This window comes from Phenylobacterium sp. LjRoot97 (assembly GCF_964254345.1).
In the GTDB taxonomy this organism is placed as follows: domain Bacteria; phylum Pseudomonadota; class Alphaproteobacteria; order Caulobacterales; family Caulobacteraceae; genus Phenylobacterium.
Genome location: NZ_CAXUTH020000001.1, coordinates 1,123,929 through 1,139,783, shown reverse-complemented (window position 1 = coordinate 1,139,783; position 15,855 = coordinate 1,123,929). Strand labels below are relative to the sequence as shown.

The following is a 15,855-nucleotide window of genomic DNA, read 5'->3' as shown; positions in this document are numbered from 1 at the left end:
AGCCGTAATAATTAGGGAGTCGCCCGCGCGACCCATTTAGCGATCCGTGCGCGGGCGGAACGCGATTGGAAGCACATATTTCAAAGCAGGACGCGGCCGACGCCGCGTCTGAGGACGCCCCTGTCGAGCTCACCCTGGCGGAGAAGGAAGCCGCCTACGAGAAGTTCGTCTGGGACAACCTGAAGCGCAATTACATCGGCAACTACCTGCATGGCATGCTTGGCATGACCGGGTTCAGGTTGATCAACGCCCCGACCTTCCTCCCCGCCTACCTGCACATGATCTCCGGATCGAACACCATCGTCGGGCTCGGCCTGGCGTTGCAGCAGGTCGGCAGCGTGATTTCGCCGATCTTCGGCGCCACCCAGATCGAACACCGCAGCAAGGTGATGCCGGCCGCCGTCTGGATGGGCGGCCTGGCGCGGGTCCAGATCATCGGCATGGCCCTGGCCGGCTGGTTCCTGAAGGGCCAGTCGCTCGTCGTGACCATGATGGTCCTGATGTTCCTGTTCGGGCTGTTCATGGGCACCCAGCGGGTGGTCTTCGGCCTGCTGATGGCCAAGGTCATTCCGCTCAGCCGCCGCGGCCGCCTGCAGGCCTGGCGCAACGCCACTGGCGGGCTCATAGCCGCCGCCCTGGCATGGGCGGCGGGTAAGTACCTGATCGAGGGCAACGTCTTCGGCAACGGCTACGCCACCACCTTCGCGCTGGCGGCCTTCCTGACCAGCATGGGCCTCTGGGCCCTGCAGGTCCTGCTGAAGGAGCCCGAACCGCCGAACCTGCCGGCCCAGGCCCGGTTCCGCGACCGGGTGAAGGACTTCCCGGCGCTGATCATGTCGGACAAGGGCTATGCCTGGTTCCTGGTCGTGCAGATGGTCGCCACCGCCAGCCGGATCGCCACGCCGTTCTACATCATCTTCGTCTCGTCCACGATGAAGCTGGACGGCATGACGCTCGGCCTGCTCAGCCTCGCCTTCCTCGGCGCCGACACCCTGTCGAACCTGGTCTGGGGCTATCTGGGCGACAAGACCGGCTTCAAGCTGGTGCTGGTGTTCTCGATGATCTTCTGGGTCGCGGCCACGGCGCTGCTGATGCTCAACCACGCCCCCTGGGCGATCTTCCTGGCCTTCTTCGGCCTCGGCGCGGCCCAGTCGGGTTACATGATGGCGGCCCAGACCATGATCCTGGAGTTCGGCTCGCGGGCCGAAATGCCGATGCGGATCGCCATCTCCTCGACCGCGGAAGGCATCATGGCCTCGCTGGGCCCGCTGGCCGGCGGGTTCATCGCCGACCACTACGGGTTCAACGTCGTGTTCGGCGCCTCGATCGGCTTCCTCGTGCTCGGCCTGATCGTCCTTCTCACCGTCGTGAAGGAACCGCGCACCGCACGGATGGCCTCGCTCTGAAGGCGTGCTAGATCGGAAGCCATGAAGCCCGAAAAGGACCCGGAGGTCGTCGACCTCGCCGAACGTCGGAAGGCCATCCAGGCCCGCGAGGCGGCCGCCAAGGCCGCCCGCGAGAAGGCCGCCCGACAGGCCAAGTCGGGCGGCTCGATGCTCGGCGGGCGCAAGCACGCCGGCCCGATCCTGATCCTGGTGATCCTCGTGCTGCTGGCGATCTTCGTCCTGCCGCGCCTGCTCTAGGTGAATTCTCGCCGCGCCGTGTCACACGGCGCGGCGCTCGCGCGTCCTGTGTTTGAACCCCAAGCACAGGACCTCCCCATGTCTGCTCGCCTCAATCCCTACCCCCACGCGCCCGAGATATTCGCGGCCATGACCGCGCTCGAAACGGCCGTCGTGTCGTCCGGCCTCGAACACAGCCTGATCGAGCTCGTGAAGACCCGCGCCTCCCAGATCAACGGCTGCGCCTTCTGCATTCACATGCACACCCGCGACGCCCGCGCCCACGGCGAGAGCGAGGAGCGCCTGTACCTGCTGGCGGCCTGGTGGGAGAGCTCGCTGTTCACGCCGCGCGAGAAGGCGGCCCTGACCTGGACCGACTCCCTGACGCTGATCGCCCAGACCCGCGCGTCGGACGCGGACTACGCGGCCATGCGCGAGCACTTCGACGAGGCCGAAGCCGTAAAGCTGACCATGCTGATCGGCGCGATCAACGTCTGGAACCGTCTGGCCGTCGGCTTCCGCAGCCAGCACCCGCGCAAGTGGGTCGCCGAGAAGGCGGCCTAACTCACAAGATGCTCCCCCTCTGGGGGAGCTGTCAGCCGAACGGCTGACTGAGGGGGACTTTGACAGCTTGAGAGCGGTCCCCCTCCGTCTCGGCGCTGCGCGCCAATCCACCTCCCCCAAGGGGGGGAGGATCGTTCTAAGCCGCCAGCTTGCCGGCGGCGGCCTGGGCGATGCGCGCCTTCGCCATCTCGTTGGCGACCTCGTGGCTCGGCCGCCCCTCGGACGCGGCGCGGTCGAGCACCTCTTCCAGCGTCAGCGTCAGGCGGTCGAGCTTGGCCGCGACCCAAGCCTGGTCGAACGCCTCGCCGCGCTCCAGGGCGCGGATCTCACCGGCGACGTTGATGATGCCGCCGCCGTTGATCACGTAGTCGGGCGTGTAGAGGATGCCGCGCGCGAACACCTCGCGGCCGATCTCGGCGCTGGCCAGCTGGTTGTTGGCGCCGCCGGCGATGATCTTGGCCTTCAGCCGCGGCAGGGTGCTGTCGTTGATCGCCCCGCCCAGCGCGCACGGCGCAAAGACGTCCGCCTCGGCGTCGAAGATCGCGCCCGGCGCGACGATGGTCGCCCCGGTCCGCGCCGCCACCTGCGACAGCGCCTCTTCGTTGACGTCGGTGATAATCAGCTTGGCGCCGGCCGCGTGCAGCTTCTCGGCCAGGTAGGCGCCGACATGGCCGACACCCTGGATGGCGACGGTGACGCCGTCCAGCTCACGGTTCAGGCCGCGGCGCACCGCCAGCCGCACGCCGCGAAACACACCCTCGGCGGTGACCGGGCTCGGATCGCCCGAGGCGGCCGGGTGGCCCTCCAGCCCGGCGACATAGCGGGTTTCCTTGCGCGCATAGCCCAGATCGACCGGCGAGACGCCGACGTCCTCGGCCGTCCAATAGACGCCGTTCAGCGCCTCGATCGCGCGGCCGAAGGCTTCGAACAGCGCCGGGGTCTTCATGGTGCGGCTGTCGCCGATGATCACCGACTTGCCGCCGCCCAGCTCCAGGTCGGCCATGGCGTTCTTGTAGGACATCGCCCGCGACAGCCGCAGCGCGTCGTCGAGCGCCGCCTCGGCGCTGGCGTAGGGCCACATCCGGCAGCCGCCCGCCGCAGGCCCGCGCGCGGTGGAGTGCACCGCGACGATCGCCTTAAGGCCGGTTATTTCATCGAAGAACGAATGTACGCCTTCGTGACCCTCGAACGCGGGGGAATCGAACAAGGTCATGCTGCAATCAAAGCCTCTGACTGGAAGAGCTTGCCCGCCTTACGCCCCTCCCCGGCGCATCACAAGCCCGCTCTAAGCCGCGCCGCCGCCTCAGCGTGGATCGGCGCATTCGGCTGGGTCGGCGAGCCCGGAATAGTGGGCGCGCCGGACGGCAGCGGGGCCTGCGGCGTCTTGATGAACGACAGCAGGTCGGCCCACACCACCGGACCCTGGTGATCGCGGGTCATCAGGTGCCAGCCCTTGGCGTAATAGGCCGAACGGTCGGTCGGCTTCAGCTTCTTGGCGGCCTGGAACGACGGCGTCTCTGGGATGATCTCGTCATTGGCGCCATAGATGTACAGCGTCGGAACCTTGATCTGCCCGGTCCCAGCCCAGGCCCGCTCCATCATCGCCACCAGGCCATAGAGGGTGTCCGAGCGCGCGCCCCAGACCATCAGCGGATCGCGGCCCATGGCCACCAGTTCCTCGTGATTGTCGGTGGGCTTTACGCGGGTGGTCAGCCAGCGCGGCGGCTCGTAGACCTTGGCGGCGGTGAAGCGCGAAGCCAGCCACAGCATGGTCTTGTAGGGCAGCGGCTGGTTCGACCAGCCCCAGACCGCCGGCGCCATGAGGATCAGCCGGTCAGCGTCGGGCGGTACGTCAGAAGCAAAGGCCTCGATCGCCACGGCCCCGCCCATGCTCTCGCCTGCGACGATCAGCGGCACGCCCGGATGGCGCATCCGCACCACCGAGACCATGGTCCGCAGGTCGTCGATCATCAGTTCGTCGCCGCCCCAGATGCCGCGATTGGGCGAGCGCCCGAACCCGCGCTGGTCGAAGGCGTAGGTGGTGACGCCATGCTCCGCCCAGTACGGCGCGGCCAGGTGGAAGGCGTTGGCGTAGTCGTTCATGCCGTGCAGGGCGACGACCACCGCCTGCGGCGGCCCTTGCGCCTCCCAGCGGGTCAGGCCCAGCCGCGCGCCGTCGAACGAGACGAAGACGTCCCGCTCCAGCCGCGGCCCTTGGAAACCCATGGGCGGCGCGCCGGCCTGCTGCACCATCAAGGGGGTGCAGGCGCTCAGCATCATGGCGGCGAGGACAGCGGCGAGGCGTTTCACGAACCCAGGATCTCCAAAACCCTTTGGCGAAGATAGGGCGCCACCTCCGCCTCGAACCAGGGGTTCCGTTTCAGCCAGCCGGTGTTACGCCAGGATGGGTGCGGCATCGGCAGATAACTCGGCGCATAGTCGCGCCAGGCCCGAACCGTCTCGGTCATGTTGGTCCTGGCGCCCGGCCCCAGCGCCCAGTCCTGGGCGTAGCCGCCGACCAGCAAGGTCAGTTCCACCTTCGGCAATTCGGCCAGCAGTTGCGGCCGCCAGAGCTGCGCGCAGCGGCGCGGCGGCGGAAAGTCGCCGCCCTTCGGATTGGTGCCTGGAAAGCAGAACGCCATCGCCGCGACGCCGATCTCAGGCCGGCCGTAGAAGGTCGCCGCGTCGATCCCCATCCACTGGCGCAGCCGGTCGCCGGACGGGTCGGTGAACGGCAGGCCGCTCTCGTGCACGCGTCGGCCCGGAGCCTGGCCGGCGATCAGCAGCCGGACTTCCGGCCGCACGAACACCACCGGCCGCGGCGCATGCGGCAGGTCGCCGGCGCAGGCCCGGCAAGCGGCGATGTCGTCGAGAACGGCCGAAAGGCTCATGGGCCCGATATGGGCCCCGGCGCCTTACTCGTCCACGTCGCCGTCGGCCGGCGGAGCTGCGACCACTTCGCCCTCCAGCGGCAGGCGCAGGCGATAGACGCCCTTGAACTTCTCGGGGTCGGCCGGCTTGCCGTGGCGGGTGATGACGATCTTGCCCTGACGGGCCAGGCCGCGCGCGGTGTTGCGCACGTGGCCGGTCAGGCGGCGCCAGTTCTCGTTGTCGGCGGCGCGCGCCACCTCTTCCGACGAGGCCGACTTGCCGGGCGCGAGCTTGCCCAGCACGTCGAAGATCACCGCTTCCATGTCGACGCTCATGATCAACCGCCCCGCTTCAGGGTTTCGCGGGCGATGACCACCTGCTGGATCTGGCTGGTGCCCTCGTAGATCCGGAAGATGCGCACGTCGCGATAGAACCGCTCGATGCCGTGGTCGGCGACATAGCCGGCGCCGCCGAAGATCTGCACCGCGCGGTCGGCGACGCGGCCGACCATCTCCGAGGCGAAGTATTTGGCCGCCGCCGCTTCCATGGTCACGCTCTGGCCGGCGTCGCGCTTGCGGGCGGTCTCCATGGTCATGGCCTTGGCGACCAGCGCCTCGGTCTTGGAGTCGGCGATCATCCCCTGGACCAGCTGGAAGTTCGAGATCGCTTGCCCGAATTGCTTGCGCTCGGTCGCATAGGCCACGCAGTCGGCCAGCAGCCGCTCGGCCACCCCGATGCAGACCGCCGAGATGTGCAGCCGCCCGCGGTCCAGCACCTGCATCGCGACCTTGAAGCCTTCGCCCTCATTGCCCAGGCGGTTCTCCACCGGCACCCGGACGTTGTCGAAGATCACGTCGCAGATGTGCGCGCCCTGCTGGCCCATCTTCTTCTCGGGCTTGCCGACCGACAGGCCCGGCAGGTTGCGCTCGACCAGGAAGGCGCTGACCCCGCCGCCGCCGGCCTTGCCGGGGTCGCTGCGGGCCATGACCGTGAACAGGTCGGCCTTGTTGGCGTTGGTGATGAAGCGCTTGGTGCCGTTCAGCACATAGACGTCGCCGTCCCGGATGGCGGTGGTCTGGACGTTGGCGCTGTCGGAGCCGGCTTCCGGCTCGGTCAGGGCGAACGAGGTGATGATCTCGCCCGAGGCGATGCCCGGCAGGTACTTGGCCTTCTGGGCCTCGGTGCCGAACATCACCAGCCCCTGGCTGCCGATGCCGACATTGGTGCCGAAGGCCGAGCGGAAGGCCGGGCTGGTGCGACCGAGTTCCACGCCGACCAGGCACTCGTCCTCCATGGAGAGGTCGAGGCCGCCGAACTCCTCGGGGATCGACAGGCCGAACAAGCCCAGCCCTTTCATCTCGTCGATGACTTCGGCCGGGATGGCGTCGTCCTCGGAGACCTTGGCCTCCAGCGGCCGCAGCCGTTCGGTGACGAACCGGCGGACCGTGTCGATCAGCTGTTCACGGGTTTCGAGGTCGAGGGCCATGGAGAAGTCTCGGCTATTGGCAGACGTGCTGGTCCGCCGGGGTCTCGGCGAACTTGGAGAGGGTGACGCTGATAACCGGATCAGGCCAGACCTCATAGCCCACGGCGCCGGCCGGGACCGTGCAGATCGTGCTCATCCGCTTCATCAGCTTGCCGCCGCGCAGGGCGGTGATCTCGGCCTCATAGGCCAGAGGACGGGTCAGGCCGTTCCAGATCTTCAGGATCGACTGGCGCTTCTCGACCGAGGCGTCCAGCGCGAAGGCCAGCTTGCCGGCCCCCGCGCCATTGTAGGTTTCCTTGCCGTCGGCGCTCGCCATGCCGACGCGGCCGGCCTCGACGTCGTCCAGCGCCGGCTGGCCGGCCTCATCGAGGCGGACGACCGCCCGCTGGCCGGTCAGCACCTGCACCAGGCCGTTCTCGACCTTGGTGTGCGGATCCAGCCCCGCCGCCTTCAGCGCTTCGACCGGGATGGTCGGCAGCTGGGCCTGGGCGGTCCCGGCCGCCAGCCAGACGCCGAGCGCCGCGATGGCCAGGCGCCGCATCTCAGGCGCGCGCCAGCGCCAGGGCCGAGCCCTGCCCGACCCCGACGCACATCGTCGCCAGGGCGCGCTCGCCGCCGTTGAGCTTCAAGGTGCGGGCGGCGGTCAGCGCGATCCGCGCGCCGGAGGCGCCGAGCGGGTGGCCAATGGCGATCGCGCCGCCGTGGGCGTTCACGTGAGCAGCGTCGTCGGCCAGGCCCCAGGCGCGGGTGCAGGCCAGGGCCTGGGCCGCGAAGGCTTCGTTCAGCTCGACGACGTCGAAGTCGCCGACCTTGATCCCCAGACGCGCGGTCAGCTTCTCGACCGCCGGGATCGGGCCGACGCCCATCACCCGCGGCGCGACGCCGCCGGACGCCCCGCCCTGGATCCGGGCCAGCGGCTCCAGGCCCAGCTTCTCGACCATCTCGGCGCTGGCCAGCAGCAGCGCCGCGGCCCCGTCGTTGACGCCCGAGGCGTTGCCCGCCGTCACCGTGCCGCCCTCGCGGACGATCGGCTTCAGCGCCTGCAGCGCCTCCAGGCTGGTGTCCGGGCGCGGATGCTCGTCCTGCGCCACCACCACGTCGCCCTTGCGGTCCTTGATGGTCAGCGGCGCGATCTCGCCGTCGAAGAAGCCGGCCGCGCGCGCCGCGCCGACCCGGGCCTGGCTGCGCTGGGCGAAGGCGTCTTGGTCCTCGCGGTTGATCTGGTAGTCGGTCGCCACGTTCTCGGCGGTCTCGGGCATGGCGTCGACGCCATAGGCCTTCTTCATCGCCGGGTTCACGAACCGCCAGCCGATGGTGGTGTCGTAGATCTCGGGGCTGCGCGAAAACGCCGCGTCCGGCTTGGCCATGACGAACGGCGAGCGGCTCATGCTCTCGACCCCGCCGGCGACGATCAGGTCGGCGTCGCCCGAGGCGATGGCCCGCGCCCCGGCGATCACGGCGTCCAGGCCCGAAGCGCAGAGCCGGTTCACGGTCAGGCCCGGCACGCTCTCCGGCATCCCGGCCAGCAACAGCGCCATGCGCGCGACGTTGCGGTTGTCCTCGCCGGCCTGGTTGACGCAGCCGTAGACGACCTCGTCGACCCGCGCCCAGTCCAGTTTCGGATAGGCGGCCATCAGCGCCTTCAGCGGATGGGCGGCCAGATCGTCGGCCCGCACCTTCGACAGCGCGCCGGCGTAGCGGCCGATCGGGGAGCGCAGGCCCCCGCAGAGAAAGACAGTCCGGCCTTGCATCACTTGTCCCCGCCGCCTAGTTCGCTTCGGGCCGCAAACTAGTGACTGGGACCGCGGCGGGCAAACCCTTCATAGGGGTCAGGGGACGGGAATGGACGGCGGCGAAGAACTCGAGATCGGCGGCTGGAAGCACCAGGTCGTGAAGGACGGCGAGTGGGCCGGCTGGGTGCTGTACGGCAACGACCCGTTCGAGGATCACGCCGGGCCGTTCTACTACCGGGTCGACGAGACCGGCCAACGGGTCTGCGCCATGCGCGCCGAGAAGCACCACATGAACGGCGGCGGCTTCATGCACGGCGGCGCGATCATGACCTTCGCCGACTACTGCCTGTTCGTGATCGCCCGCGACGACCTGCAGGACAGCCGCAGCGTGACCGCCCAGTTCAACGGCGACTTCGTCGGCGCGGTGCCGGTCGGCGCGCTGGTCGAGTGCCGCGGCGAGGTGGTCAAGGCCGCCCGCAGCATGGTGTTCGTCCGCGGCCTGATCACCACCGGCGGCGAGCCGGTGATGAGCTTCTCGGCGATCATCAAGAAGACCAAGCCGCGGACCTGACCCATGAAGAAGCTCGACGCCGCCATCGCCAAGAAGATCGCGCCCTCGGCGCTCATGGTCCTGATCGCCGGACCGATCTTCCTGTTCTTCGTCATGGACCTGATCATGTTCGCGGCGATGAGCGGGAGCCGCGGCGCGACCTCGCCGAACCAGGTGGTCGATCTCTCGATGGAGATCGTCATCTGCATCATGACCGGCGTGCTCAGCGCCTTCGGGATCCGCTCGATCCTGCGGGCCCTGAAGGACTAGCGCGGTGGGCCAGCTCGTTCCGCTGACGCCGGCCGACATCGCCGAGGTCATGCGGATCGAGCGGCTGCCCGGCTACGACGCCTTTATCGGCCAGTTCAGCGCGGACGAGCACGCCGCCGAGTTGGCTTCCCCCGACGCCCGCTACCTCGGCTACCGCCAGGGCGCCGGTCTCGCCGGCTTCGTAATCGTCCAGGCGTTCACGGCGCCGACGGTGTTGCTGCGCCGCATCGCGGTCGACGACACCGGTCGGGGGACCGGCAGCGCCCTCTTCCGCGCCGCCGTCGATTGGATCTTCGCCAACACGCCGGCGCAGGCCGTGAAGCTGCACGTGCGGCCCGAGAACCACCGCGCCCGCCACATCTACGTCCGCGAGGGCTTCACCCGCCACGGCGACGATCCGGCGACCGAGTACCTCTCCGTCACCCGCGCGCGCTGGGTCGGCTAGTCTACTCCGCTCATCCCGGCGAAAGCCGGGACCCAAGCGGACTCCCAGCCCCACGAGCCTGGGCCAGCCATGGCCGAACCTCAGCTTGGATCCCGGCTTTCGCCGGGACGAGCGGACGAAGTAACTAGGGAACGATCGTCGCCTCGATCTTCGTGACGCCGTAGACGCTGCGCCACGCCTTCTTGTCTTCGGACAGCACCAGCCGCCAGGGCGCAGCCTTGTCGTCCAGCGGCGCTCCGTCGACCGTGTCGGCCAGGATCACCGTGCCGGCGTGATAGTCGCGGTCGAGCTCGGCCAGCGAATAGACCGCCCGGAAACCGTCCTTGCCGCTGACCACCGCATAGGCGCGCAGCGGATCGCCGTGCAGCTTGGCCCCGACCGGCATGCCGCCGGCGCGCAGCACATAGGCCAGGATCGGCCCCTCATAGGTCTTGGCGCCCAGCTTCACGCTCTCGCGCGGCAGGCTGGCGAGGTCGGCCTGCGTCAGCACCTTGGCCGCGCCGCCGGGCGGCTGGATGGTCAGCTCGGCGGCGCTGGCGGCGACCGGCGCGAAGACCAGGGCGAGCGTGAAAGCCAGCGTCCTCACATCGCCGCCTTCGCCGCCGGGCGGCTGCGCATGACATCGGCCCAGCGGTGCAGGTTGGTGAGCTCTTCGGGGATCGGCAACTTGATCATCCGCGTGAAGTCGATGCCGATGAAGGCGATGATATCGGCGATGGTCAGGCGCTCGCCGGCCAGCCACTCGCTCTCGCCCAGCCGGCGATCGAGCACCTTCAGCCCCTTCAGGCCGATCTCCTTGTTGTACTCGCCGACCGGCGGGTTGGGCGCCTCGAGCGCCGCCAGGGCCGGATGGGTGTGGCGCACGCCCAGCATGAACGGGTTGGCGACCAGCATCTCGGCGCGCCGGGTCCACATCTCCACCACCGCGGCTTCTTCCGGCGTGCGCCCGAACAGGTTCGGCTCCGGATAGCGGGCTTCCAGGTAGCGGCAGATGGCCAGCGACTCGGTGATCGTCGTGCCGTCGTCCAGCTCCAGCGCCGGCACGTTCGGCAGCCCGGCCTTGGCCAGGTAGTCGGCTTGCTTGTGCTGGCCCTGGATCAGGTTGAGCTGGACGATCTCGATGTCGCCAATGCCCTTCTCGGCCATGAACCAGCGCACCCGCCGCGGGTTGGGAGCCATCGCCGTGTCGTAGAGCTTCATCCCTGATCCTCCCGCGGCTCTGGCGGCCGCCCTATTGTCCGAACAGTTCCCGCGGCATGGCGCCGACCAGCGCCCCGGTCATGCAGGTGGCCAGGAAGCCGGCGATCAGCGCCTTCCAGACCATGCCGATGATCTCGTTACGCCGCTCGGGCATCAAGACGCCCATGCCGGTCACGGTTATCCCGACTGACCCCACGTTAGCGAAGCCGCACAGCGCATAGGTCAGGATCATCCGCGTGCGCTCGGTCATCTCTCCGGACGGGATCGCGCCCAGCTGGATGAAGGCGATGAACTCGGTCAGCATCAGCTTCACGCCCAGCAGGTAGCCGGCCTTCAGCGCCTCGTCCCAGTGCACGCCCATGGCCCAGGCCAGAGGCGAGAAAACCAGACCCAGGACCCGCTCGATGGTGATCGGCTCGCCGCCGACCATCGGCAGCACCGACAGCAGCGCATTGCCGATCGCCACGAAGGCCACGAACACGATCAGGATCGCCGAGATGTTCAGCACCACGGTCAGGCCGTCCATGGTGCCCTTGCTGATCGCGTCGATCGAGCTGTCGTACTTCAGCAGCGAGGAGTAGTCGGCGTAGAGCCCGCCCTGGCCGGGCTTTTCCGGGATCATGATCTTGGCCAGCAGGATGCCGGCCGGGGCCGAGATGATCGAGGCGACCAGCACGTGCGCGGCGGCGTTGGGCAGCACCATCTTCAGGATGGTCGCATAGGCGACCATGGTCGAGCCGGCCACCGTCGCCAGGCCGACCACCATCATCAGGAACAGCTCCGAGCGGGTCAGCTTGTCGAGATAGGCGCGGATGACGATCGGGCTCTCGATCATGCCCAGGAAGATGTTCACCGCCACCGCCAGGGCCGAAGCGCCGCCCAGGCCCATGGTCTTCTGGAACAGCAGTCCGAAGCCGCGGGTGATCCACTTCAGGATGCCCCAGTGCCACAGCAGCGCCGACAGCGCCGAGATCACCAGGATCAGCGGCAGCACCTGGAAGGCGAAGACGAACAGCGCGCCGGAGTTCGTCACCTCGTAGGGCTGCGCGCCGCCGCCCATGTAGCCGAACACGAACTGGGTGCCGGTCGCGGTGGCCGCAGCCAGCCCATCGACCCCGCGGTTGATCGTCTCGATCACCGTCTGCGCGCCCGGCAGCCCGAACAGCAGCAGGATCAGACCTATCTGCACGGCGATCGAGCCCAGCGCCAACCGCCAGGGAAAGGCCTTCTTGTTTTCCGAGAGCGCCCAGCAGACGGCGATCACAAAGCCCAGGCCGGCCAGGCTCTGGGCGTTCTCAGGACGAAACATGCATGGCCCCCGGACGCCGCTCTCGCGGCGTCCAATCTTCCTCAGGTCCGCGCGGACTCGCGCAGGAAATCTCGCGCTATTGACTACGGCAGGGCAGGGTCATGCAAGCGCACGCAGCGTCGCGTCTGCACGTCGCCCCTTGACGAGGTCGGATAGCGTCATATTTAATTGTGCACAATTGAATTGGAGATAATCAGATGACCGCTCTCTACGCCACCCAGGCCCGCGCCGTCGGCGGCCGCGCCGGCCACGTCGAATCCCAGGATGGCCTGCTCAGCCTCGACCTGGCGCTCCCCCGCGAGATGGGCGGCAAGGGCGGCGGGACCAATCCCGAGCAGCTGTTCGCCGCCGGCTACGCCGCCTGCTTCGAGAACGCGGTCCGCTACATCGCCGGCCAACAGAAGATCCCGCTGAAGGGCGCGGCGGTCACCGCCACCGTCGAACTGCACCCGCGCGCCGAAGGCGGCTTCAAGCTGGGCGTGGCGCTCGACGCCGAGACCCAAGGCCTGGACCAGGCCGCGGCCGAAGCGCTGGTCGCCGCCGCCCACCAGGTCTGCCCTTATTCCAACGCCATTCGCGGCAACGTCGATGTTGCGATATCTGTGCGAGCTGAATGACCGCCAAGACCAAATCTTCGCCGACGACGCCGGCCGCACCCGCGGCCGGCGATCTGCTGCGCCTCGACAACCAGCTCTGCTTTGCGCTCTACGCCGCCAGCGGGCTGGTCACGCGGGCCTATCGCCCGCTGCTCGAACCGCTGGGCCTCACCTATCCGCAGTACCTGGTGATGATGGCGCTGTGGGAAACTGCACCGCGCACCGTCAAGGCGCTGGGCCAAGCGCTGGATCTCGACTCCGGCACCCTCACCCCGCTGCTCAAGCGGCTGGAGGCGGCCGGCTTCGTCACCCGCCGCCGCGACGCCCAGGACGAGCGCAAGGTGCAGATCGACCTGACCGACGCCGGCCGCGCCCTGCGCGAGAAAGCGGCGGAAGTTCCAGCCGCCCTCGCCTGCCAGCTGCATCTGCCGTTGGACGAGATCGTCGACCTGCGGGCCACGCTGCAGGACCTGGCCAGGCGGATGAAGGCCTAGCGCGCCCCCAGCCGCATCAGCACTTCGCGCGGAATGCCGTAGTGCTCGATGGCCGGCTTCTGATTGCGGATCCCGCACGCCTCGCGCTGGATGAAGTAGTACCAGACCGCGGTCGCCGCCTCCTTCAGCAGCGGCGCGCGCTCCTCGTCTGGACCGTCGAACGCCTTGAGCGCCGCGAGCGCCCGCTCGACCCGCTCCCCGGCGCGACCGAGCGCATAGCCGCGCTCTTCCTGGATCTCGTAGTCGAGGATGCTCGCGCCGGTCTTGAACAGCGGCGACGTCGATCCCTGCGGCATGCGGAGACTGGACATCCCGCCAATATGAGGGGCCAGGCGCGCACGGCAAGCGCTGTCGGATCCTCCCCTCTTGGGGGAGGTGGATCCATGCGCAGCATGGAGACGGAGGGGGACTGCTCTCAAGCAGCTTGAGACAAAGTCCCCCTCAGTCAGCCATTCGGCTGACAGCTCCCCCAGCGGGGGAGCAACTAACTTCGCCGCCCCTACTTCCCGGTCAGCTCCTTCACCAGCGCCGTCCGCCCGTAGACCTTGGTCAGCGCCTCGGTCGCCGCCGAGGTGGCGACCACCACCGTGCGGTTGATCGAGCCGTCATAGCCGAAGGCGCCGCCCAGCGAGTGGATGTTGCCGTCGAAGGCCGCGCCCAGCACCTCGCCCTTGGCATTGACCACCGGCGAGCCGGAATTGCCGCCGATGATGTCGTTGGTGGTGACGAAGTTGTAGACCGTGTTCGGGTTGACCTTGGATTGGGCCTCGACCCAGCGCGGGGCCAGCTTGTAGGGCTCAGCTCCGGTCGCGCGGTCGTAGAGGCCGGCGAACTTGGTCATCGAGGGCACGGTCACGCCGCGATAGCTCCAGCCGGCGACCTTGCCGTAGGACAGCCGCAGGCTGAAGGTCGCGTCCGGATACACCGCGTCGCCATAGGCCGCGAACTTGGCGCGGGCGACGCGCTCGGCGGCCGCGTCGGTCGGGCCCTGGACGTCGGTCTCCCAGGCCTTGCGCACGGCGCGGGCGGCCGGATCGTTGCGCAGCACCAGCTGGATCATCGGATCGTCCGAGGCCTTGATCGCCGCCAAGCCGCCGTCCCACAGCGCCTTGCGCGCCGCCGGATCAGCCAGCTTGGAGCCGGCGACCGCCCGCTTGGCCAGGCCCTCGGGGCTTTCCTTGCCCAGCAGGGTCTTCACTGCCGGATCATCGGTGGTCAGGTACTCGCGGGTCTTCGACAGCCAGAAGGCCAGGTAGACCTCCTCCAGCTCCGCATCGACCGGCTTGGCGTCCAGCAGCTTCTTCTCGACCAGCGGCAGGCGGGTGTCGGCGTACTCGGCCAGGCGCTCGGCGCTCGGCTTCTCGCGCTCCTCGGCGGCCCTGACCAGCGCCTGGGCGTAGTAGTAGAGGTTCGAGTAGCCCGCGCCGCCCTCGATCTGGCGATAGCGCAGGTAGTTGTTGGCGTAGGCGGCCTGCGCCTTGGCGATGTCGCTCCACGGATCGCCGATCTCGGCGGCCAGCTTCGGATCCGCCGCGACCTTGGCCTTCAGCTCGGCCTCCTGGGCGCGCTTGGCGTCCATGAACGCCTTGTCGTTCAGCGCCGATTGCTGGCCGTAGAACACCTTGAAGCTGTTCTCGACGCCGAACAGCGGGTCGGTGGCGATGCGCTTGTGCTCGGCGCTCTCCTCCCCGAACTGCGCCAGGCGGCCGCGGATCTCCGAGCGCTGCAGCTGGCCGACCGGGATGGTCAGGTCGCGCAGCGTCTCCAGCTGCGAGACGGTCAGCAGGCGGTTGGTCGAGCCAGGATTGCCCGACACGAACGTGGCCTCGCCTTCCTGCGGCGCGCGGGCGGTCCAGGTCAGGTGGGTCGGGGTCACCGCCGGCTTGCCGTTCTCGTACAGCCGGATGAAGCCGACATCGAGATTGAAGCGCGGGAAGTTGAAGTTGTCCGGGTCGCCGCCGAAGAACGCCGTCGCGAACTCGGGCGCGAAGACCAGCCGCACGTCGGCGTACTTGCGGTACTTGTAGAGCTTGAACTGGCCGCCCCGGTACAGGGTGATGACCTGGCAGCGGAGGCTCGGATCATCGCCGCAGCCGGCCTTTTCGATGGCCGCCATCGCCGCCTCGCGGGCCCGGACATAGTCCTGGCCGGTCTTGCCGGCGCCGGCCGCCTGGATGTCCTTGGTGACGTCGGTGATCGAGGTCAGGATCTCGGCCTGCATCCCCGGGCACTTCTTCTCGTCCTCGCGCCCATTGGTCAGGAAGCCGTCCTGCACAAAGTCCTTGTCGCCCGACGACAGGTCCTGGACGCACTCGACCACGCAATGGTGGTTGGTCAGCACCAGGCCCGAGCCCGAGACCAGCGAGGCCGAGCAGCCGGTGGTCAGGCGCACCGAGGCGCCCTGCATCCGGTCCAGCCACTTCTGGTCCAGCTTCAGCCCATAGGCTTCGTTGACCTTGGCGAGGGGAAAGTTGTCGTAGGTCCACATGCCTTCGTCGGCCAGCGCCGGCGCGGCGGCAATCGAGAACGCGGCGGCCAGTCCGAGGCCCGCGCCGAACTTCACTGAATTCATCATCACCAACTTGAAAGGCGCTGAGCGCCGCAAAGATGTAACTCTGTAACACCTGCATTTCGGCGGGACCAGCGGCCTGGGCCGCGCCTTACCTCGATTTAACTAGGCGAGAACCCCGGTCGGCCGCACATGCTGGGCGCGAG

General features: G+C 68.6%; 20 protein-coding genes. 8 read left to right on the top strand and 12 right to left on the bottom strand.

Annotated features, from left to right (window positions below):
• Positions 1 to 65 precede the first annotated feature (65 nt).
• The 3 genes from ACSQ2H_RS05455 (at position 66) to ACSQ2H_RS05445 (ending at position 2,186) form a co-directional block, all read left to right on the top strand.
• A complete protein-coding gene (locus ACSQ2H_RS05455; RefSeq protein ID WP_436060439.1) occupies positions 66 to 1,406 on the top strand; it encodes an MFS transporter in 1,341 nt (446 codons plus the stop codon).
• A gap of 21 nt (positions 1,407 to 1,427) precedes the next feature.
• Positions 1,428 to 1,643 carry a hypothetical protein gene (locus ACSQ2H_RS05450; protein ID WP_436060438.1) on the top strand — a complete coding sequence of 72 codons (216 nt, stop codon included), beginning with the start codon at positions 1,428 to 1,430 and terminating at the stop codon, positions 1,641 to 1,643.
• Between the two features lie 78 nt (positions 1,644 to 1,721).
• Positions 1,722 to 2,186 carry a carboxymuconolactone decarboxylase family protein gene (locus tag ACSQ2H_RS05445; RefSeq protein ID WP_436060437.1) on the top strand — a complete coding sequence of 155 codons (465 nt, stop codon included), beginning with the start codon at positions 1,722 to 1,724 and terminating at the stop codon, positions 2,184 to 2,186.
• 136 nt (positions 2,187 to 2,322) lie between these two features.
• Here ACSQ2H_RS05445 and ACSQ2H_RS05440 read toward each other — a convergent pair whose 3' ends face one another.
• The 7 genes from ACSQ2H_RS05440 to pcaF are packed head-to-tail and all read right to left on the bottom strand — an operon-like array spanning position 2,323 to position 8,294.
• Positions 2,323 to 3,399: a Glu/Leu/Phe/Val dehydrogenase dimerization domain-containing protein gene (locus ACSQ2H_RS05440; RefSeq protein ID WP_436060436.1), complete on the bottom strand. Its 1,077-nt coding sequence runs from the start codon at positions 3,397 to 3,399 to the stop codon at positions 2,323 to 2,325.
• 59 nt (positions 3,400 to 3,458) lie between these two features.
• Positions 3,459 to 4,496 (bottom strand): lysophospholipase, encoded by a 1,038-nt coding sequence (locus ACSQ2H_RS05435; RefSeq protein ID WP_436060435.1) that lies wholly within the window; start codon positions 4,494 to 4,496, stop codon positions 3,459 to 3,461.
• Positions 4,493 to 5,077, bottom strand: coding sequence for a uracil-DNA glycosylase family protein (locus tag ACSQ2H_RS05430; protein ID WP_436060434.1), 585 nt, complete (start codon positions 5,075 to 5,077; stop codon positions 4,493 to 4,495). Before ACSQ2H_RS05430 ends, ACSQ2H_RS05435 begins: the two co-directional genes overlap by 4 nt.
• A gap of 24 nt (positions 5,078 to 5,101) precedes the next feature.
• Positions 5,102 to 5,392, bottom strand: a complete 291-nt coding sequence (locus ACSQ2H_RS05425; protein ID WP_436060433.1) for a DUF3253 domain-containing protein — start codon at positions 5,390 to 5,392, stop codon at positions 5,102 to 5,104.
• 2 nt (positions 5,393 to 5,394) lie between these two features.
• On the bottom strand, positions 5,395 to 6,543 hold the full coding sequence (locus tag ACSQ2H_RS05420; RefSeq protein WP_436060432.1) for an acyl-CoA dehydrogenase family protein: 1,149 nt from the start codon (positions 6,541 to 6,543) through the stop codon (positions 5,395 to 5,397).
• Between the two features lie 13 nt (positions 6,544 to 6,556).
• Positions 6,557 to 7,084 carry a hypothetical protein gene (locus ACSQ2H_RS05415; RefSeq protein ID WP_436060431.1) on the bottom strand — a complete coding sequence of 176 codons (528 nt, stop codon included), beginning with the start codon at positions 7,082 to 7,084 and terminating at the stop codon, positions 6,557 to 6,559.
• 1 nt (position 7,085) lies between these two features.
• A complete protein-coding gene (pcaF, locus tag ACSQ2H_RS05410; RefSeq protein ID WP_436060430.1) occupies positions 7,086 to 8,294 on the bottom strand; it encodes a 3-oxoadipyl-CoA thiolase in 1,209 nt (402 codons plus the stop codon).
• 91 nt (positions 8,295 to 8,385) lie between these two features.
• On the opposite strand from pcaF, the gene ACSQ2H_RS05405 reads away from it, so the two are divergent.
• Genes ACSQ2H_RS05405 through ACSQ2H_RS05395 form a run of 3 tightly spaced genes read left to right on the top strand, consistent with a single transcriptional unit; the run spans position 8,386 to position 9,541 of the window.
• Positions 8,386 to 8,847, top strand: a complete 462-nt coding sequence (locus ACSQ2H_RS05405; protein WP_436060429.1) for a PaaI family thioesterase — start codon at positions 8,386 to 8,388, stop codon at positions 8,845 to 8,847.
• A 3-nt stretch (positions 8,848 to 8,850) separates the two neighbouring features.
• Entirely contained in the window at positions 8,851 to 9,096 is a 246-nt protein-coding gene (locus tag ACSQ2H_RS05400) for a hypothetical protein (protein ID WP_436060428.1), read from the top strand.
• A gap of 4 nt (positions 9,097 to 9,100) precedes the next feature.
• Positions 9,101 to 9,541 (top strand): GNAT family N-acetyltransferase, encoded by a 441-nt coding sequence (locus ACSQ2H_RS05395; protein ID WP_436060427.1) that lies wholly within the window; start codon positions 9,101 to 9,103, stop codon positions 9,539 to 9,541.
• Between the two features lie 124 nt (positions 9,542 to 9,665).
• Here ACSQ2H_RS05395 and ACSQ2H_RS05390 read toward each other — a convergent pair whose 3' ends face one another.
• Genes ACSQ2H_RS05390 through ACSQ2H_RS05380 form a run of 3 tightly spaced genes read right to left on the bottom strand, consistent with a single transcriptional unit; the run spans position 9,666 to position 12,050 of the window.
• On the bottom strand, positions 9,666 to 10,127 hold the full coding sequence (locus ACSQ2H_RS05390) for a molybdopterin-dependent oxidoreductase (RefSeq protein WP_436060426.1): 462 nt from the start codon (positions 10,125 to 10,127) through the stop codon (positions 9,666 to 9,668).
• Complete coding sequence (locus ACSQ2H_RS05385; protein ID WP_436060425.1) at positions 10,124 to 10,741, bottom strand: glutathione S-transferase family protein; 618 nt, start codon at positions 10,739 to 10,741, stop codon at positions 10,124 to 10,126. The genes ACSQ2H_RS05390 and ACSQ2H_RS05385 overlap by 4 nt, the downstream gene beginning before the upstream one ends.
• A gap of 31 nt (positions 10,742 to 10,772) precedes the next feature.
• Complete coding sequence (locus ACSQ2H_RS05380; protein ID WP_436060424.1) at positions 10,773 to 12,050, bottom strand: NupC/NupG family nucleoside CNT transporter; 1,278 nt, start codon at positions 12,048 to 12,050, stop codon at positions 10,773 to 10,775.
• A 197-nt stretch (positions 12,051 to 12,247) separates the two neighbouring features.
• Between ACSQ2H_RS05380 and ACSQ2H_RS05375 the strand changes: the two genes are divergently transcribed.
• Both ACSQ2H_RS05375 and ACSQ2H_RS05370 read left to right on the top strand, forming a co-directional pair.
• Positions 12,248 to 12,667: an organic hydroperoxide resistance protein gene (locus ACSQ2H_RS05375; RefSeq protein WP_183773369.1), complete on the top strand. Its 420-nt coding sequence runs from the start codon at positions 12,248 to 12,250 to the stop codon at positions 12,665 to 12,667.
• Positions 12,664 to 13,140, top strand: a complete 477-nt coding sequence (locus tag ACSQ2H_RS05370) for a MarR family winged helix-turn-helix transcriptional regulator (RefSeq protein WP_436060423.1) — start codon at positions 12,664 to 12,666, stop codon at positions 13,138 to 13,140. The genes ACSQ2H_RS05375 and ACSQ2H_RS05370 overlap by 4 nt, the downstream gene beginning before the upstream one ends.
• Here ACSQ2H_RS05370 and ACSQ2H_RS05365 read toward each other — a convergent pair.
• Positions 13,137 to 13,451: a DUF6665 family protein gene (locus ACSQ2H_RS05365; protein ID WP_436060422.1), complete on the bottom strand. Its 315-nt coding sequence runs from the start codon at positions 13,449 to 13,451 to the stop codon at positions 13,137 to 13,139. The genes ACSQ2H_RS05370 and ACSQ2H_RS05365 overlap by 4 nt on opposite strands.
• 188 nt (positions 13,452 to 13,639) lie before the next feature.
• Entirely contained in the window at positions 13,640 to 15,715 is a 2,076-nt protein-coding gene (locus ACSQ2H_RS05360) for a S46 family peptidase (protein ID WP_436060421.1), read from the bottom strand.
• Between the last annotated feature and the right edge of the window lie 140 nt (positions 15,716 to 15,855).

Excerpts from the sequence above, each read along its gene's own strand:
- ACSQ2H_RS05450 (WP_436060438.1), top strand. The coding sequence starts at position 1,428 with ATGAAGCCCGAAAAGGACCCGGAGGTCGTCGACCTCGCCGAACGTCGG.
- ACSQ2H_RS05445 (WP_436060437.1), top strand. The coding sequence starts at position 1,722 with ATGTCTGCTCGCCTCAATCCCTACCCCCACGCGCCCGAGATATTCGCG.
- ACSQ2H_RS05440 (WP_436060436.1), bottom strand. The coding sequence starts at position 3,399 with ATGACCTTGTTCGATTCCCCCGCGTTCGAGGGTCACGAAGGCGTACAT.
- ACSQ2H_RS05430 (WP_436060434.1), bottom strand. The coding sequence starts at position 5,077 with ATGAGCCTTTCGGCCGTTCTCGACGACATCGCCGCTTGCCGGGCCTGC.
- ACSQ2H_RS05425 (WP_436060433.1), bottom strand. The coding sequence starts at position 5,392 with ATGAGCGTCGACATGGAAGCGGTGATCTTCGACGTGCTGGGCAAGCTC.
- ACSQ2H_RS05420 (WP_436060432.1), bottom strand. The coding sequence starts at position 6,543 with ATGGCCCTCGACCTCGAAACCCGTGAACAGCTGATCGACACGGTCCGC.
- ACSQ2H_RS05415 (WP_436060431.1), bottom strand. The coding sequence starts at position 7,084 with ATGCGGCGCCTGGCCATCGCGGCGCTCGGCGTCTGGCTGGCGGCCGGG.
- pcaF (WP_436060430.1), bottom strand. The coding sequence starts at position 8,294 with ATGCAAGGCCGGACTGTCTTTCTCTGCGGGGGCCTGCGCTCCCCGATC.
- ACSQ2H_RS05405 (WP_436060429.1), top strand. The coding sequence starts at position 8,386 with ATGGACGGCGGCGAAGAACTCGAGATCGGCGGCTGGAAGCACCAGGTC.
- ACSQ2H_RS05400 (WP_436060428.1), top strand. The coding sequence starts at position 8,851 with ATGAAGAAGCTCGACGCCGCCATCGCCAAGAAGATCGCGCCCTCGGCG.
- ACSQ2H_RS05385 (WP_436060425.1), bottom strand. The coding sequence starts at position 10,741 with ATGAAGCTCTACGACACGGCGATGGCTCCCAACCCGCGGCGGGTGCGC.
- ACSQ2H_RS05380 (WP_436060424.1), bottom strand. The coding sequence starts at position 12,050 with ATGTTTCGTCCTGAGAACGCCCAGAGCCTGGCCGGCCTGGGCTTTGTG.
- ACSQ2H_RS05375 (WP_183773369.1), top strand. The coding sequence starts at position 12,248 with ATGACCGCTCTCTACGCCACCCAGGCCCGCGCCGTCGGCGGCCGCGCC.
- ACSQ2H_RS05370 (WP_436060423.1), top strand. The coding sequence starts at position 12,664 with ATGACCGCCAAGACCAAATCTTCGCCGACGACGCCGGCCGCACCCGCG.
- ACSQ2H_RS05365 (WP_436060422.1), bottom strand. The coding sequence starts at position 13,451 with ATGTCCAGTCTCCGCATGCCGCAGGGATCGACGTCGCCGCTGTTCAAG.
- ACSQ2H_RS05360 (WP_436060421.1), bottom strand. The coding sequence starts at position 15,715 with ATGATGAATTCAGTGAAGTTCGGCGCGGGCCTCGGACTGGCCGCCGCG.